14 protein-coding genes are annotated in these 16,293 nt (G+C 51.3%); 6 read left to right on the forward strand and 8 right to left on the reverse strand.

What is annotated here, in order from left to right:
* Positions 1 to 38: 38 nt before the first annotated feature.
* The 6 genes from ACO0LF_RS06210 to ACO0LF_RS06235 all read right to left on the reverse strand — a co-directional run bounded on the left by ACO0LF_RS06210 (position 39) and on the right by ACO0LF_RS06235 (position 7,242).
* Positions 39 to 1,133 (reverse strand): hypothetical protein, encoded by a 1,095-nt coding sequence (locus tag ACO0LF_RS06210; RefSeq protein ID WP_423012985.1) that lies wholly within the window; start codon positions 1,131 to 1,133, stop codon positions 39 to 41.
* A gap of 110 nt (positions 1,134 to 1,243) precedes the next feature.
* Positions 1,244 to 1,726: an SRPBCC family protein gene (locus ACO0LF_RS06215; RefSeq protein ID WP_423012987.1), complete on the reverse strand. Its 483-nt coding sequence runs from the start codon at positions 1,724 to 1,726 to the stop codon at positions 1,244 to 1,246.
* Between the two features lie 81 nt (positions 1,727 to 1,807).
* Complete coding sequence (locus ACO0LF_RS06220; RefSeq protein ID WP_423012989.1) at positions 1,808 to 2,173, reverse strand: response regulator; 366 nt, start codon at positions 2,171 to 2,173, stop codon at positions 1,808 to 1,810.
* 1 nt (position 2,174) lies between these two features.
* Positions 2,175 to 5,336: a response regulator gene (locus ACO0LF_RS06225; protein ID WP_423012991.1), complete on the reverse strand. Its 3,162-nt coding sequence runs from the start codon at positions 5,334 to 5,336 to the stop codon at positions 2,175 to 2,177.
* Between the two features lie 51 nt (positions 5,337 to 5,387).
* Positions 5,388 to 6,188, reverse strand: coding sequence for a hypothetical protein (locus ACO0LF_RS06230; protein WP_423012993.1), 801 nt, complete (start codon positions 6,186 to 6,188; stop codon positions 5,388 to 5,390).
* Positions 6,181 to 7,242 carry a response regulator gene (locus ACO0LF_RS06235; RefSeq protein WP_423012995.1) on the reverse strand — a complete coding sequence of 354 codons (1,062 nt, stop codon included), beginning with the start codon at positions 7,240 to 7,242 and terminating at the stop codon, positions 6,181 to 6,183. Before ACO0LF_RS06235 ends, ACO0LF_RS06230 begins: the two co-directional genes overlap by 8 nt.
* A 283-nt stretch (positions 7,243 to 7,525) precedes the next feature.
* Here ACO0LF_RS06235 and ACO0LF_RS06240 point away from each other — a divergent pair, with 283 nt between their 5' ends.
* The 5 genes from ACO0LF_RS06240 to ACO0LF_RS06260 all read left to right on the forward strand — a co-directional run bounded on the left by ACO0LF_RS06240 (position 7,526) and on the right by ACO0LF_RS06260 (position 13,201).
* The gene (locus ACO0LF_RS06240; protein ID WP_423012997.1) at positions 7,526 to 9,556 is read left to right on the forward strand and encodes a UvrD-helicase domain-containing protein; all 2,031 of its coding nucleotides are present in this window, start codon (positions 7,526 to 7,528) and stop codon (positions 9,554 to 9,556) included.
* Positions 9,557 to 9,689: 133 nt separating this feature from the next.
* A complete protein-coding gene (locus ACO0LF_RS06245; RefSeq protein ID WP_423012999.1) occupies positions 9,690 to 10,319 on the forward strand; it encodes a pyridoxamine 5'-phosphate oxidase family protein in 630 nt (209 codons plus the stop codon).
* Between the two features lie 118 nt (positions 10,320 to 10,437).
* Complete coding sequence (locus tag ACO0LF_RS06250) at positions 10,438 to 11,343, forward strand: TraB/GumN family protein (protein ID WP_423013001.1); 906 nt, start codon at positions 10,438 to 10,440, stop codon at positions 11,341 to 11,343.
* 160 nt (positions 11,344 to 11,503) lie between these two features.
* The gene (locus ACO0LF_RS06255) at positions 11,504 to 12,640 is read left to right on the forward strand and encodes an acyltransferase family protein (protein ID WP_423013003.1); all 1,137 of its coding nucleotides are present in this window, start codon (positions 11,504 to 11,506) and stop codon (positions 12,638 to 12,640) included.
* A 144-nt stretch (positions 12,641 to 12,784) separates the two neighbouring features.
* Positions 12,785 to 13,201, forward strand: a complete 417-nt coding sequence (locus ACO0LF_RS06260; protein WP_423013005.1) for a hypothetical protein — start codon at positions 12,785 to 12,787, stop codon at positions 13,199 to 13,201.
* A gap of 27 nt (positions 13,202 to 13,228) precedes the next feature.
* Here the strand turns inward: ACO0LF_RS06260 and ACO0LF_RS06265 are convergent, their stop codons facing one another.
* Complete coding sequence (locus ACO0LF_RS06265; RefSeq protein ID WP_423013007.1) at positions 13,229 to 14,011, reverse strand: substrate-binding periplasmic protein; 783 nt, start codon at positions 14,009 to 14,011, stop codon at positions 13,229 to 13,231.
* A 209-nt stretch (positions 14,012 to 14,220) separates the two neighbouring features.
* Positions 14,221 to 15,420 (reverse strand): GIN domain-containing protein, encoded by a 1,200-nt coding sequence (locus ACO0LF_RS06270; RefSeq protein ID WP_423013009.1) that lies wholly within the window; start codon positions 15,418 to 15,420, stop codon positions 14,221 to 14,223.
* 205 nt (positions 15,421 to 15,625) lie between these two features.
* Here ACO0LF_RS06270 and ACO0LF_RS06275 point away from each other — a divergent pair, with 205 nt between their 5' ends.
* Positions 15,626 to 16,243, forward strand: coding sequence for a YcbK family protein (locus ACO0LF_RS06275; protein WP_423013473.1), 618 nt, complete (start codon positions 15,626 to 15,628; stop codon positions 16,241 to 16,243).
* The last annotated feature ends 50 nt before the right edge of the window (positions 16,244 to 16,293 follow it).

Consider the following 16,293-nt stretch of genomic DNA (forward strand, 5'->3'; position numbering starts at 1 on the left):
CTTGCCCTACCACTATTTCAACTATTCAAAACTCAGCTTCAGGCTGGCTGCATTTCACGCTTCAGACGACGTGGCACTTCCCAATCCAGTTCAGTTTCACGCTTTTTTTCCAGTGCATCGATATGCTTGAGCTTTTTGCCTTCGACAAACTGACCAGACAAGAGCAGACGGGGTTTGCTGACGGCAGAGACCATGCCATGCGTAGCCCAGCGTGAGCGCGGCAGGCTGGTGGCAGCCAGGATGCCATAATCGGCACCGCAACTGATGCCTTTTTCGGCGACGATGGATTCGCCAGACTTGATGTATTTGGCAGCGTAGACGCTGCCCTTGGTGGCGATCCAGCGACCGCTATGGATTTCACCGCGCAGGCTGCTGACTTCACCAGTAGCGCGCAGATAACCCCAGCAACTGATATCGCCCTGGCTATGGATGCTGGCTACATCCAGGTTACCCTGGCATATCAGGTTGGCAGCAAACAGTGCGCCTTCGACCTGGATATCGGTTTCGCTGAACAGCTCGCCCTGGCAATTGCAATCGCCTGCAACATGGATGGCCGCTGCCGACAAATGGCCACCAACAAACTGGATTTCACCGACTTCCAGCACATCATCGAGTTGTACATTGCCATGGCAATCGAGGTCGGCGCAGGCCACATAACCGAGTGCCTGGATATCGCCAAAACCACCAAAGGCATCATGATGGTCATAGCGCGCCAGGATGGCGGGATGCACCAGGATATCCATATAGCTGCTGCCGTCGGCTGCCGGTTTGCGCTGATCCAGTTCCAGCATGCGTGCCATCCAGTCGGCACTGCAACCGGTTTTGATGAGGTATTCAACATCAATATTGCCACCCGCATCCAGTGCATGGCCTACATACAGGGATTGCACGCGTATATCGCCAGTGACCGTCAGCTTGCCCAGGCAAAACACTTCTTCAGCTTCTAAATCGCCATCAATGAGGCAGTCACCGCCGACGATGAACTGAGTGGCAATCACCGCATCACCCTGGATATGCACATCGCCGGTGCTGGAAAATTGCTTGCGTTTCAGACGCGCGGTTTGCACTGGTGCAGGCAAGTCCAGAGCTGCCAGGACAGGCTTCTTTGTTGCAGGAGTAATACGCTTGGTCATGGGAGCCTTGGAGTAATGAAAGGTAGACTAATTGAGGAAAGTAATGACAGAGCCGCATTATCCCTGAAATGCTGGCGGCTCAGCAATCCTTCTGCTGTTTTCCGCTTTGATCAGGATGGCAGGGCATCGAGTCGTCCGCTTTCGGCCAGTTCACGGATGATGCGTATGGTTTCCACATCGGCTTCCTGATAGGCTGATTTGCGGTATTCGTTATACATCCGGTTTTCTGCATCTTCTGCTTCGGCATGCCCGCTGTCATACAGGAAACGCACGAACAGCGCCTGTGGTTGCGGCTCTTCTATACGCATGCGCAAGGATGATTGGGGGATATCATTCTGGGCCGCCACATCGTAATGTACATGTTCGAGGTGGACAAAGCTGACGCGGTCAGTGATTTCCAGCGCACCGTACTTCAAGGTGCGTGTCATGCCGGCTTCATTGTGGTCCGTGATGCTGGCATCATCGAGGTAAGAGACAAACAGTTTCGGCATTTCTGCCCGCAAGACCAGGCCACGCCATAATTGTTCGCGGCTGATGACTTCGACCATGGGATTAGCGAAATCATTGATTTCAATTAAATGTTCAAATTTCATGGAGCACCTTTTTTCTGATGCCTGCAGTTTACTCTGCTTGCTGCTGCTTGTCTCAGCCTGCCCTGGCCTGCACCAAGCTGATCAAGCCTTGAGTATGGATTCAACCAGGGATAAGAATGCCTGATAGCGTATCGGTTTTGCCATATAGGCATCACAACCGGCGGCGCGGAAGCGGTCTTCATCACCGTTCATGGCAAAGGCAGTCAGGGCAACGATCTTGATATGGGTGGTTGCTGCATCAGTTTTTAGCTGACGGGTGGCGGTGATACCGTCTATGCCGGGTAATTGCATATCCATCAGTATCAGCTCGGGCAATTCATCGCGGGCAATTTGCAGGCCAGCTTCTGCATCTACGGCTTGCAGCACTTCATAGCCAGCATTTTGCAGCAAGAATGCCGCCAGCTTCATGTTGACAGGATTGTCTTCTATGATCAGTACACGAACCATCTCACTTACCCCTGCCTGTCATGGCACGTCTGACTTCGCCTATGAAGCGACCGTGATTGAAATCGGATTTTTCCATGACTTTTCTGACATCGCCATTTAAACGCATCCTGTCTTCTGCCGTAATCTGTTTGGCAGTCAGGACAATAATTGGAATACTTGCTGTGACTGTATCACTTTTAAGGGCTTCGACGACATCAAAACCATTGATTTCTGGCATCATCAAATCCAGTACGATAAGATCAGGCGTGTGTTGTCTTGCCATGTTGATACCATCCTGTCCACCCAGAGCCGCCACGGTATGATAACCCAGGGAGCCGAGCTGGGTTGTCACCAGACTAACTGCCTTGGGATCATCATCGACCACCAGGGCAGTTTTTTGTACCGCCGCCGGGTCATTGCAAAAACCCAGTACCGTCAGTGCGGTCGTCAGATTTTCCCTGGCGATGGGCTTTTGCATGACATGGGCAGCGCCCAGCGACAAGCCGCGACCACGGTCGGCCACGATAGAGATGATGACAACGGGCGTAGACGCAAACAGGGGATGTTGCTTGAAGCGCTCCAGGAATTCCCAGCCATCCATGCCGGGTAATAAAATATCCAGGGTAATCAGGTCAGGATGGGCTTCTTCAGCCATGCTGAGTGCGGCTTCAGCTGTCTTTGCACGCAGTATGTGAAAGCCTTCGCTCTCCAGTTGCACCCGCAAGACTTCTGCTGCCTGGTCATCGTCTTCTATGACTAGGGCCAGCAATTCTCCGTGCGCCAGGCTACTGCCAGAACTGGCAATGGCAGGAGACGTTGTTGCTGTAGCCGCCTGTACCGCGCTGTATTTGCCTGGCAGATTGGCAGTACGCCATGGCAGCAAGATAGTGAAAGTCGACCCCTTGCCAACGATACTGCTCATGCTGACACTGCCTTCATGCAATTCGACCATGCGCTTGACCATTGCCAGGCCCAGGCCTGTACCCTGGTACTTGCGTGACAGGCTATTGTCTATCTGGCTGAAAGGCTGGAAGAGCAAGCCTTGTGCGTCTTGTGGTATGCCTATGCCGCTGTCACTGATCATGATTTCCAGATAATGCTCAAAGCGCCCGCCAGCGATCTGGTGACCCTCAATGCGGCGCGCCGATAAATGCACACGGCCACCCTCGGGGGTAAATTTGACGGCATTTGACAAGAGGTTGTAGATGATTTGTTTGACCTTGATTTCATCGAGCCAGATGTGACCCAGATTCTCTTGAACTTTGGCTGAAACTTGCAGGCTTTGCGAGATAGCCTGTTCGCGTATGACTTGCAAACTGGCTTGCACCAGCGATGCTATATCGGTGGATTCCAGATTGATCTGCATCTTGCCCGCTTCTATCTTGGACAAATCGAGAATGTCATTGATCAGGGCCAGCAAGTGCTTGCCGCTACTGAAAATATCGACGGCAGCATCTTTTTGCTGAGGCAATAAATTGCCCATCAAGCCATCCTTGAGTATTTCAGAAAAACCGACGATGGCATTGAGCGGGGTGCGCAGCTCATGTGACATATTCGCCAGGAATTCTGATTTCATGCGGCTGGCCTGTTCCAGTTGCTGGTTCTTGGCAGCGATTTCATCACTGCTGGTACGCAGTTGATCTGCCAGAAGCTTGAGATCACTGTACTGACGCAGATTATGCAGGGCAACTCCAAGCTGACCAGCCAGTCTTTCCAGAAAAGCCTGTTCACCAGCGATCATATTATTCGTGGTAGCCAGCACCATCACTGCCAGGCGGCGTTCCTGGTAGACCACCGGTATCATCAATACATGTTTGGGGCTGAAGTCTGCCAGGCCGGTTTGCAGGCTCAGGCGGCTGGCGTCCAGTGAATTGCTTTTGCCGGTCTGGGCCGCCTGACCCAGCAAGCCCTCACCCATTTCAAATTCACGCGGGATATCACGACCCAGGCCGTAGCTGGCTTCACAGCGAAAGCGGGCATACCACTCATCATAACTATACAGTGCAGACACCAGGTAATCATGACGGTCGGCCAGCAGGGATAGCAAGCCATCGAAAATCTTACTGCGCTCAAAAGTGGCAGCAAACAGGTTTTGCGCCTTGACCTGGGTGTCATCATAATGAGCAGCAGTGCGCAGCTTGCGTTCCGTCAGGGTGAAGGCGGTGACATCGACATTCACCGACAAACCGCCGACGATCTGGCCACTATCGTCACGCAAGGGGGCAGTGCTGTTAGCGATCGTTTTGCGGTTGCCATCGAAGCAGCGTATGTCGGCCAGTTCATTGAGTATGGTCTCGCCAGTTTTGAGTGTCCTTGCCAGCGCCCATTCATCCGCTGCGATGCGCTTGCCGCTATCCGGCCACCAGCCCGCATATTCACCGTATTGGTCCAGGCGCACTTGCCGGCTACCACCCCAGATAATCTTGGCACCCGGATTAATCTGGGTCAGCGTGCCGTCGCGGCCACAGATCAAGACCCCCACCGGCAAGATATCGAGCACTTGCTTGAGCAGAGATTCACTATCTCTGACGGCAGCTTCCGCCTGTTCGCGCTGTATCAGATCGCGTCTGAATTGCCACCATAGCAAAGCCCCACCAGTCAGGGTAATGATCAGTACCAGTATGCCTATGTTGCGAGCCTGCACGAAATTGTTTTCGACCTGGGTCTTGCGCTGTTGCAGCAAGACCCGTTCTTCTTCTTCCATGCTGCTGATTTGTGCCAGCAGGGCTTCCATGACCAGACGTGGCGTACCGCTGATCAAATGCTGGCGTACTGCAGGGTAAGCCTGGTTTTGATAGATCTGCAGGGCCTTGTCGAGAGCAATCAGCCTCTCTTCAAGTTTGAGGGCCAGGGTTTTATACAATAATTGCTGACGTGGATTATCGTTCGTGAGTTCGTCGATTTTTTTTGCTGCCTGGCGTATTTGTGCTGACCTGCTTTCACGTTGACTGGTGAAGACATCATCACCAGTGATGAAGTACAGGCGCTGTATGCTTTCCATTTCCAGCACACCGGATTTGACCTCGTTTAATTGATCCAGCACCTGATAGGTGTGGGTGACCCATAAAGAGTTTTCACGGTAGTCTTGCAATGAACGGTAGAGCTGCCATCCGGCTGATAAGAGTAAGGCCAGCCCGAACATAAGCCCTGCGAGCAGTCTGAATTCGGTACTGAGTTTTTTCATGATGCTGCTTTCTTGGTGAGCATATGCAAAATGGAAGTGCCATGTTCATGATTATGCCTGGTTTGGCGGCCTGCCCAGCCTGGGTTCTGGGGCAAATGCGATCAGCGTACCTATGCTCAGGTCCAGCACAAAATAATCCAGCCTGCGCTGCCCGTTCAAGCGTGTCTGTACACGCAGCTTGCGTTTTGCATCGTAGGCCTGCTGGAGTATCAAGGGCAAGTCTGCCAGTGGAGTGGCGATGTCGACTAGTGTCAGATCAAGTTCCCTGAGATAGCGATTGACCTTGGTATTCATCAATTGCACGACACCATCGACCAGCAAGCATGCCGCCATGGGTAAACTGTGTATCGCATCTGCCGCCATCTCCTTGTGGATAGCGTGCATCAGTGCTTCAAGACTGCGAAAAGCGTGGGCAGCTTCGGCATTGTCGAGTATGCCGTTGTATTCGCTGAGCAAGCGCTCACGTTCGCGGTTCAAGGCATATTGTTCCAGTGCCTGGCTGACTGTCGTCAGCATTTCTTCATTCAGCCAGGGTTTGACCAGTAACTTGAAAGGCTGCGCCTGATTGACTGCCCGCAATACACTGCTCAGGTCAGGGTAGCCAGTCAGTATCAAACGCACGACATCGGGATGTTTTTCCCTGGTGGCGATCAGGAGCGCAGCCAGACGTTCATCCCTGGGTTCACAAATCAGGACGCCGACAGGATGTTGAGCCATGAGTGCCAGTGCTTGCGCCGCATCTCTGCTGCAGAACATGGGGTGTTGCAAGGGTCTGAGCAAGCGCATGAGTGCCTGCTGCAGATCGACATCATCATCGATCAGTAAAATACCGGGGCGTTGGGCATCAGGCATCGGCATGCAGATCAAAGATGGCTGCAAAGCGCTCCGCCTGGGCTACAAAGCAGGACAAGACCTGTGGATCAAAATGTGAGGGCTGGGTACGTTCATCCCCTTCTATGATAATGCTCATGCTCTGCTCATGATCGAGCGAGGGCTTATAGGGGCGACGACTACGCAAGGCATCATACACATCGCAGATTTGCATGACCCTGGCAGCGATAGGAATGTTTTCACCCTTGAGACCATTCGGGTAACCGGTGCCGTCCCAGCGCTCATGATGATTCAGGGCGATTTCTGCACCCATTTCTATATAGGGCGAAGTGCCACTGGCAAGTATGCTGGCACCGAGGGCGCAGTGGGTGCGCATGATATTCCATTCTTCATGATTGAAGCTGCCTGGCTTGAGCAGCACATGATCAGGTATGCCTATCTTGCCTATGTCATGCATGGGGCTGGCCTGGAAGATCGCATCATGAAAGTCGGCAGGTAAATCCATGGCTTCTGCCAGGGCGCGGCAGTAATAGCTGATGCGGCGCACGTGATGGCCGGTTTCTTCATCCTTATGCTCGGCAGCACGCACCAGAGTGAAGACGGTATCGCGATAAGCATTTTCGAGTTGCTCGGTGCGCTGTACCACCTGGTTTTCCAGTATGCGGTTATGGTCGTTCAGGAAGTCACCATATTCCTTGAGACGTAAGAGATTGCGCACTCGCACGCTGAGATCGGCACTGTCTATGGGCTTGGTCAGAAATTCTTCTGCGCCTGCCTGCAGGGCGCGCAGTTTGGAGGTACGGTCATCCAGTGCAGTCAGCATGATGACAGGCACAGGCTGGGTCAGGGGATTGGCCTTGAGTTCTGCCACTGTGGCAAAACCATCCATGTCCGGCATCATGATGTCGAGCAGGATAAGATCAGGTTGCGCAAAGGCGGCTATTTTGAGTGCATCACGACCATTATTGGCGCTCAGGGTAGAATAGCCTTCAGCATGCAAGAGTACTTCCAGCAGGCGGATATTTCTTACCTCATCGTCAACAAGCAGGATACGAGCGGATTTCAGATCTTTCATAAAAAGCATCCTCCTGATTAAGAGAATAGTCTGAGCTTATACAATTGTCTAGCCTTTATTTCTATCTTTCTAGCAACACTATCCCTATTTTCACAATAACATCAGCCAGGCTGTATTGTCTCTGATGTGTTGTTTGTTGATCTGTGCGTATGCTCACATAGGAAGGGTGTTGCTGGGATTGAGCTGAGCTTAAGCTGCGGTGAAGCTTATCAAGGCACTCTGGCTATTGCAGGCTACAATAGCGCTTGCAAGTTTTTGCGGATCAGCTCCGTCTTTCTCCCTTATGTCACATGGCCTGAATACCCCCCAAAGTAATGCAGTCAATTATATGGATGGCCCCTGCCTGGTGCTGGCTGGGGCTGGTTCAGGCAAGACGCGCGTGATTACCCAGAAAATCGTCAATCTGATCGAGTTGCATGGCTATGATCCAAAACATATTGCCGCCCTGACCTTTACCAATAAGGCTGCCCTGGAAATGCAGGAGCGCATAGGCAAACTGCTGGCCGAACCGCGCCAGGCCAGGCAATTGACAGTGTCCACTTTCCACTCCCTGGGAGTGAAGATACTCAGGCAGGAAGCCCAGGCCCTCGGTCTGAAAGACCGTTTTTCCATCATGGATAGCGATGACTGCTTTTCGCTGGTGCAGGATCTGGCGATTACCACCGACAAGCAATTGATACGCCGTATACAAACTGCCATGTCGCTCTGGAAAAATGGCCTGGTTGACCCTGAGGTCGCTTTGCAACAGGCGAAAGATGAAGACGAAGCGATTGCCGCCAGGGTTTACCGTAGTTATGTCGCTACTCTGTCAGCCTATCAGGCGGTGGATTTCGATGATTTGATACGCTTGCCGGTAGAACTGTTCCGCAGCAATGAACAGGTGCGCGACAAGTGGCAACGCCGCCTGCGCTATTTGCTCGTCGATGAATACCAGGATACCAATACCTGTCAGTATGAACTGGTGAAATTACTGGTGAGTGGCATAGGTAAAAAGCCCATGTTTACTGCCGTGGGCGATGATGATCAGGCTATCTATGCCTGGCGCGGTGCCACCATAGAAAACCTGAAAACCTTGCAGGTGGATTTTCCTAATCTGGAAATCATCAAGCTGGAACAAAATTACCGCTCCAGCACCCGCATCTTGCAGGCAGCCAATTCTGTTATTGGCAATAATCCCAAACTGTTTGAAAAGTCACTGTGGTCTGAGCATGGCCTGGGTGATCCGGTCAAGGTATTGGGTATGCAGGATGATGAACAAGAGGCCGAGCAAGTCGCCATCATGATTTCTGCCCACCGCTTTGAGCGCCAGGCCAAGTATTCTGATTACGCGATTTTGTATCGCGGTAATCACCAGGCGCGTGTTATCGAACAGGCCTTGCGGCGCGAACGTATTCCCTACACCATTTCCGGTGGCCAGAGTTTCTTTGACCGTGCCGAAATCAAGGACATCATTGCCTATTTACGCCTGATCGCCAATGAAGATGATGACCCGGCTTTTATCCGCGCCATCACCACACCCAAGCGTGGTGTCGGCCTGGCCACACTGGAAGTGCTGGGTGAATTTGCCGGGCAATGGCAATGCTCGCTGTTTGCTGCCGTTTTCAAAGGTGGCATAGAAGCCAAGCTGCCTGACAAGCAGTTAAGGCCTTTACGCAATTTCTGTACCTTCATCAACCAGGTCGAAGCCCACGCCCACAGGGAGGGTCATGCCACAGAATTGCTGGATGACCTGATGAAAGAAATTAATTACGAAGGCTATCTCTACGATAGCTTTGAAGACCGTGCTGCGCAAAACAAATGGCAAAACGTGCTCGACTTTACCCAGTGGCTGAAAACCAAAGGCAGTGGCGGCAAGGATGGTACTGATGATCACCGCAGCCTGCTCGACCTGACCCAGATGGTGGCCCTGATGACCATGATGGAAGGCAAGGATGAAGAACCGGATGCCGTGCGCATGTCGACCCTGCATGCTTCCAAGGGGCTGGAATATCCACATGTATTCCTGGTCGGTGTCGAAGAAGGTATCCTGCCGCACAAGGGTGACCCGGATGCGCCTATAGAAACCTTTGCCGCGCGCATAGAAGAAGAGCGTCGTTTGATGTACGTAGGCATTACCCGCGCCCAGCGCAGCCTGCATATCACCTGGTGCAAAAAACGCAAACGTGCAGGCGTGCAAGTGCATTGCGATCCTTCCCGTTTTATCAAGGAAATGAAGCTCGATGAAGGTGATGCCCTGCCAGCCGAAGGTGAAGTCATGACGCCCAAGGAAAGGCTGGCTGGTTTGAAAGCCCTGTTGAGCAAGCCCAGAGAATAAGCCCAGAAAATAGGCCGGGCCAGGCATGCAGCTTTGAGCAATGTTAATATTGTCAGTACTGTCAGTACTATATGCAAGCCCGGTCTTATCAGCTGCCCCATCTCATCTTGATCAACTCTCGCCAGCTCTTCTTATGACAAATCCTTCCTCCCCTTATCTGATTACCAGCAGTGAGCAACTGGCTGCCTTATTTGATGTGGTTGGTGCTGCATCCATCAAAAAGGAAGTGCCATATATACATCCGCACTACCGCGCCATGATAGAAGCCTCGCCCTTTGCCGTGCTGGCCACACGTGGAGTCGATGGCCTGGATGCCTCACCCAGGGGGGATGCCCCCGGCTTCATCGTGGTCGAAGATGAGCATACCCTGCTCCTGCCTGAGCGGCGCGGTAATAACCGCATAGACAGTTTGCGCAATATTTTGTTTGATCCGCAGGTCGGTCTTTTGTTCCTGATCCCTGGGATAGGCGAAACTTTGCGTGTCAATGGCAGGGCCAGCATTTCTGTCGAACCTGAGCTGCTGGAAAGACTGGCCGTGGATGGCAAAGCACCCAAGTGCGTGTTGCGCATTGCCGTGGAGACGGTGTATTTCCAATGCGCACGCGCTATCCTGCGCTCACAATTATGGCAAGCTAATGGCAAGCCAGTTTCCGTGCAAATTCCCAGCCCGGGTACGATTTTGGCCGCACTCAGCAATGCTGAAGTCGACGGTGAAAAATATGATAGTGAATTGCCAGCCAGGCAGCGTGCCACCCTGTACTAACTCGGCAAAGCCCGACATCGCCTGCATGGATCAAATCTGCGCAGGCTTTCTGTTATCCTGTGCCGCCTGACATCACATCAGCCAGACCAGATTAAATAATGATATGGAAATAATGACAATGAAATTCAAGACTACACTAACTCAGTTGACGCTCAAGTACCTGGCCGTATGTGGATTGGCTGTTGCTGCCAGCCAGGCTTTTGCCCAGGCAGAAACGCCGGCCAAAGGAGTATTGTGGGAAGTTAAATCCGAAAAAAATACCGCTTATCTGTTCGGCTCCATCCATCTGGCCAAAGCCAGTTTTTATCCCCTCCCTGAGGCAGTAGAGAGCGCTTACAAACAGGCCGATACCCTGGTAGTGGAAGTCGACACCACCGATGCCAAGGCCGCTGAAAAAGCCATGCCCTTCTTTACCTATGCGGCGCCCGATAAACTGGAAAACCACATCAAGAAAACCACCTGGGAAAGCCTGCAATCCATGGTCGGCCCGGCTGCCGCACAATTCCAGAACCTGAAACCCACCGTCGTCGCCACTGCACTCAGTATCGGTGTCTTCAGGCAGCAAGGCTATGATGCATCCAAGGGCGTGGACTTGCATTACATCTTGCGTGCCAAGCAGGATAAAAAAGAGATAGTCGAACTGGAAAGCACCGCATTCCAGGCCGGTGTCCTGGGCGGCTTGCCGGATGAAGATGCGGATGCCATGCTGGCCCAGACTCTGGATGGCTTGAAGAGTGGTGATACCCTGCGTGAAACCGCAGGCATGATCAGCGCCTGGAAAAGCGGCGACGTCGAGGGATTGGCAAAGATACTGCAAGATGCCGCCAACAAGGATGCCGGTTCGAAAAAGCTCATGAAATTATTACTGGATGATCGTAACCAGGGCATGACAAAAAAAATTCTGGGTTTGCAAGAGCAGGGCAAGAAACTCTTTATCGTGGTCGGTGCCGGTCACTTGTCTGGTGCCAACAGTATTATCGAATTGCTGGAAAAACAGGGTCTGGAAGTGAAACAAATCAAATAAATCCTGACAGTGCATGATCAGAGGCCAGGCGCGGGGTGCTACACTCTGCGCCTTTGTTTTTTTAGCCTGATCAATTCGCCTCAATACCAGCTACGGTATTCGTGACGAAGAAATGTGCATGCCTTGTTAATATGTTCAAACGATAAAATGCTGTAAAAATATGTCATCTGATAAAAACAAGATTTTATTTGCGCATCAACTCAGGGGCATGGCCGCTGTACTCGTGCTGGTCTCTCACTGGTTTGGTGTGTACTGGGGGATGAGGGAGGCAGTTGCTTACTATACTGCATCGCCGGTCCATGGCGGTGCCAGCCCGCTGGTCTACGATATCATGTCCTACTACCCCAATTTTGGTCTTGGACCCCTGGGCGTATCTATCTTTTTTTTGATCAGTGGTTTTGTGATCCCCGTCTCGCTGGAAAAGATTAGCTCGTCGAAGTTTTTGATCATGCGGTTTTTCAGGATTTATCCTACTTACTGTATGAGCTTGTCGGTAGGTTTGTTATTTGTTTATTGCTCCAGTCAGTTTTGGAGCATGCCACTTTTTTGGAATGCGAAAATTCTGGCATCCAATATGTTGTTGATCAATGATTTCTTTTTACTACCCAGTGTTGATCTGGTCAACTGGACGCTGGTGGTGGAATTGAAATTTTATCTCGTCGCAGCCTGCCTGAGCCCGGCAATCAGGCAGGGAAAAATCCTTCCGCTTTTTATTTTTTCCCTGAGCCTATTGATGCTGAACTGGTTCTTGAACAGTACATATAGTACGGCAGTGAGTGCTGAGTTGTTATCTGTCCTCAAGTTGCTGGCTTCCGGCTTTGTGTATGTACAATTCATGTTGATAGGCCTGTTTTTTTATTATTCATATCAACAGAAAATATCCAACAAAAATTTGATTTTCTGTGTGCTGCTGCAGTTGATGATCTTTGCACTGACCTGGTCACACAGCAGCATACAAGATCAATTTCCTATTGTGACCAGGATTTATTTTTATGGGTTTGCGCTCTTTGCACTGGCGTATATCTTCAGAAATAAATTCAGGAAAAACCGCTGCTTTGATTTTCTCGCGGATATCAGTTTTCCCTTGTACCTGGTACATTCACTGGCCGGGTATGTCATGATAAAAATACTGATGTTTTATGCCTGTCCATTTTATTTTTCGGTATTGCTGGCTCTTTTGGTCGTTACTGCGATGGCCTATGCCATCCATGTTTTTGTAGAAATGCCGACCAATTCATTGGGTAAGACCCTAGCTCACTACGGGATATTTAAAGGCGCACTCAGGAAAAACATGTAATTTTTTAAATGTTTGCAGGGGTATACAGCGTCACTTAGCCCGTGCTACCAGAAACATTTGTGTCAAAATGCGGCATTTAGCACTTAATGCTTGCCTCATTACTCTCGGGCTTGTGGATAAGCAAGAAAGCAATAAAGAAACAAAATGATGTTTAATGACGATCTGCCATCAGCTACCCCGCCTTCTCTATTGGAGCATCCCTGGATTTCTCTGGAAACAGCGCTTGATGTCGAAGCCTGGATGGATTTGCAACACCGTGAATTGCAACAGGCCCTGGGTGACAAGCCCACGACCGGACAGGGCATCTGCCTGAGCCTGGTGCATGGTGGTGAGCTATACCTGCATACCAATTCTGATGGTGATGTCTTGCTGGACCTGACTGAAGAAGCATTATGGGTCACACCAGTCCTGACTGCTGTGACGCGCACCCCGCCGCCGCGTGGGCAAGTCTGGGCTTTGCCTGGCCATGTACTGATACAGCTGATACTGGGTTTGAATAGTCTTATCGCCAGCAGCCGTCTGGTCTTGCGGCATCAATACAAGGGTGCCAGGTCAGCCTGATCTGCTTATCCTGGTCTTTATCCTGATCTATCTGGGCGAGTAAATTCGCGCCAGTTCCCCATCTTGCCGGCCACGCAGTATGGCCTGGTCGATTTGTTGCAGCAGGCTGGCATCACTATCCTTACTTATGGCTATATGGATATCGATAGAAGAGACGGGCTTGGGCAAGATGCAAAACAACTTGTTATTCGAGGTTTTGTCGGTGAATTCCCTGGCATATTGCTGATTGAGATAATTTTCCAGGCGGCTGGTATTGGTTGCCGAACTGTAGAGTAAAAAGGCATCCATGCGCCGCATGAATAATTTCCTGAAGCGGCCCAGATTATTGCCAGTATCATCTTCGACCTTGAACAAGACATTGCTGAGTCTGTCAAATTCCTCCCCATAGCTGGTGCCGCGCACGATACCTATGGTCTTGCCCTTTAAATCATCCACAGAGTTATAGCTGAATCTGGCAGTGCATAGTGTCACCAGCACAGCCTGATCGGCAAAGATAGGCAGGCTGAATTTGAACAAGCGCAGGCGCTCTCGGGTTTTCGAGATGCCAAAGATCAGGCCCTCGCCGTTAGCCGCATTTTCTACCGCCCTCTTCCAGGGATAACGTCTTACCTCGAATCTGAGTTTGCTGTGCAGTTCCAGATAGCGCAACAACTCCAGGACTTCATTCGATAGCGGAATGACAGCACCCTTGCCATCGAGTTCCTCGCTCATCAGCAATACGGTGTTTTGCCTGGTCTGCGCATGTGCCACATTGATCCAGCAGGCGCAAACTAGCAGTATGCTGGCAAGTAAGCGCGTGTAGCGTGGCATTGTTATTCCGGGCTGATCTCTGTCGCTTTATCTTAGCGCAATTTATCTGCTTTGGCTGCTGGCCCGGGTAAGGATGCGGCATGGCATGCCACAAACTCTGTTAAATATGGCAAACCAGATACTGAATCGGAATACTAAAAAAACAAAAAGGGCACATGCCATCAGCATCTACCCTTTTGAGAGTCTGGCAGGAATCAGGCCTGCAAGCCTTAATCTGCTACCCCATTTCTATCTATCCTGACAGTCCGTGAGCCGCCTGCTTTTTTGACATTGACTTCGGCTTCGCTGGGGCCGGTCACTTTGATGCTGGCACTATCAAGCAATAATTCACTGGCGCGCAAGTCACCGCTACCTGTCAATTTGGCATTCAGGCTCTTGGCCCGGCCTTTCAGCCTGGTTTCTCCAGGGCCATTCATGATGATTTCCAGTACTGCTTCGGATTGCAAGTCCACGTCAAAGTCACCGGAACCAGCATTTTCCAGCTTAAGCAAGCCTGATATACCAGCATAACTTTGGTTGGAAGGGCCGCTATTGACGACTTGCAAATCCTTGATTTTCAAGTTATCTGCATTGACATCACCAGATCCACTGCTGTTCAGACTCAGGTTGGTGACTTCGCCACTGAGTTCAATTTCTCCTGGTCCGCTGGCACGTATATTCACTTGTTCCGCCTGGATATTGTGAATCTTTGCGTCGCCCGAACCAGACATGACCAGATCCAGCATCTTTATCTTACCCGACAGTTTTGATTCTCCAGGCCCATGCTGTACCAGTTTCACAGGCACCGATTGCAAATCGTCGACGCTGAGTTCGCCACTGCCATTCAGGCTGGCATCCAGCGACTGGGTGATGCTGTGCATATAGGTATCACCCGGGCCATGGATTTCCAGTTCTGCCTTGCCGACTTCTAATTGTTGCAAATCAATATCACCGCTGCCAGTGGCGGCCATTTTCAGGCTTCCTGTCTTGCCACTGATCTTGATATCGCCAGAGCCATTCAGGTTCAGCGCCAGATTATCAGACTGCAGGTTGCGCACATCGATGTCACCACTGCCGGTATTATTAATACGGTTCAGACTATTGACCGTGACCTTGACTGTGCCCGGGCGGTTATTCCAGGTGAAACTATAGGACTTGCGCTTGCTGCGTATGATCAAGACCTTGTTTTCCACCACGGTTTCTATTTCTGGCACCAGATTATCGTCACCACTGATTTCCACTGCAGCAGCAGTCCCGCTCGTCACGATCACATCAAAGAAACCAGCATTTTCTATGGCGCTGAATTCAGTCACCGTGCGCTGCTCGGTCAGGAGTTTGCCACTACCCTTGACGGCATCGCCATTGACCCTGACTTCACATGCGCTGAGTGAGAGCGTGAGCAACAACAGACATCCGAATGATTTGTACATGATATCGTAGGGGAAAGATTAAACAGGTGCCCAGTGTAATGTTGTTTTACCTGGATTTCATCGTGCAACAAGACAGAATGCCATTTTCTAGCCATCAACTGCAAATTTACCGGATAAAACGTAAGCCTTTGCAACAGCTGCCAATTGTTTTTCCAGCAGATGTACACTAAGCTGGTTTTCATCGTCAAACCAAGAACAAAGTATGATGCCTACCCGCCGTCAACTCATAAAAAAAGGACTTTTGCTCGGCAGTGCTGGCCTGGTCGCGCCGCATACCTTGCTGCAGGCAGCAGAACCAACACCACCGCCAGACTTGTTTGATTCGCAGTCACTGGATATAGAATTCTGGGTCAAGCCGCGTACCCTGGATTTGATACGTCCGGCGACTGGCGAGCGCAGCAAGCTGCTGTACTGGAAAGATGGTGATGTACTGGAATCGGCCTACCAGCAGCTTTGCCATTTGCTGCGTGATGTGAATGGCAAAGAAACTGCGCCGATAGATCCCAAATTGCTGGAAACCCTGTGGGCCACCCAGGCCTATATCGCCCGCCTGGGCATGACCAGGCCGCTGGAAGTATTGTCCGGCTTTCGCACCCAGGCTTCCAACATGCGCCTGATAGAACAAGGCGTGCCCGCCGCCCGCAAATCCCTGCATATGGAAGGCAAGGCGGCGGATATACGCATCCCCCAATTGCATGAAGAAATCCTGGGCGAACTGATACAAAGCTTCCGTCAGGGCGGGGTCGGCTTCTATTATCGCCAGACTGCCAACGGCGGCTGGATACATACCGACACCGGCTTGCAAAGGAGCTGGAAGGGCTGAGTCTGGCTAGCAAACTCAGTGGATCAGCCCGGATCACGCACGCGCACTAG

Origin of the sequence: Undibacterium sp. Di27W (assembly GCF_049340345.1) — a bacterium.
In the GTDB taxonomy this organism is placed as follows: domain Bacteria; phylum Pseudomonadota; class Gammaproteobacteria; order Burkholderiales; family Burkholderiaceae_D; genus Undibacterium.

What these genes read in the sequence shown, in the direction of transcription:
- ACO0LF_RS06260 (WP_423013005.1), top strand. Translation starts at nt 12,785, where the DNA reads ATGATGTTTAATGACGATCTGCCATCAGCTACCCCGCCTTCTCTATTG.
- ACO0LF_RS06265 (WP_423013007.1), bottom strand. Translation starts at nt 14,011, where the DNA reads ATGCCACGCTACACGCGCTTACTTGCCAGCATACTGCTAGTTTGCGCC.
- ACO0LF_RS06210 (WP_423012985.1), bottom strand. Translation starts at nt 1,133, where the DNA reads ATGACCAAGCGTATTACTCCTGCAACAAAGAAGCCTGTCCTGGCAGCT.
- ACO0LF_RS06255 (WP_423013003.1), top strand. Translation starts at nt 11,504, where the DNA reads ATGTCATCTGATAAAAACAAGATTTTATTTGCGCATCAACTCAGGGGC.
- ACO0LF_RS06225 (WP_423012991.1), bottom strand. Translation starts at nt 5,336, where the DNA reads ATGAAAAAACTCAGTACCGAATTCAGACTGCTCGCAGGGCTTATGTTC.
- ACO0LF_RS06230 (WP_423012993.1), bottom strand. Translation starts at nt 6,188, where the DNA reads ATGCCTGATGCCCAACGCCCCGGTATTTTACTGATCGATGATGATGTC.
- ACO0LF_RS06275 (WP_423013473.1), top strand. Translation starts at nt 15,626, where the DNA reads ATGCCTACCCGCCGTCAACTCATAAAAAAAGGACTTTTGCTCGGCAGT.
- ACO0LF_RS06220 (WP_423012989.1), bottom strand. Translation starts at nt 2,173, where the DNA reads ATGGTTCGTGTACTGATCATAGAAGACAATCCTGTCAACATGAAGCTG.
- ACO0LF_RS06250 (WP_423013001.1), top strand. Translation starts at nt 10,438, where the DNA reads ATGAAATTCAAGACTACACTAACTCAGTTGACGCTCAAGTACCTGGCC.
- ACO0LF_RS06240 (WP_423012997.1), top strand. Translation starts at nt 7,526, where the DNA reads ATGTCACATGGCCTGAATACCCCCCAAAGTAATGCAGTCAATTATATG.
- ACO0LF_RS06270 (WP_423013009.1), bottom strand. Translation starts at nt 15,420, where the DNA reads ATGTACAAATCATTCGGATGTCTGTTGTTGCTCACGCTCTCACTCAGC.
- ACO0LF_RS06245 (WP_423012999.1), top strand. Translation starts at nt 9,690, where the DNA reads ATGACAAATCCTTCCTCCCCTTATCTGATTACCAGCAGTGAGCAACTG.
- ACO0LF_RS06215 (WP_423012987.1), bottom strand. Translation starts at nt 1,726, where the DNA reads ATGAAATTTGAACATTTAATTGAAATCAATGATTTCGCTAATCCCATG.
- ACO0LF_RS06235 (WP_423012995.1), bottom strand. Translation starts at nt 7,242, where the DNA reads ATGAAAGATCTGAAATCCGCTCGTATCCTGCTTGTTGACGATGAGGTA.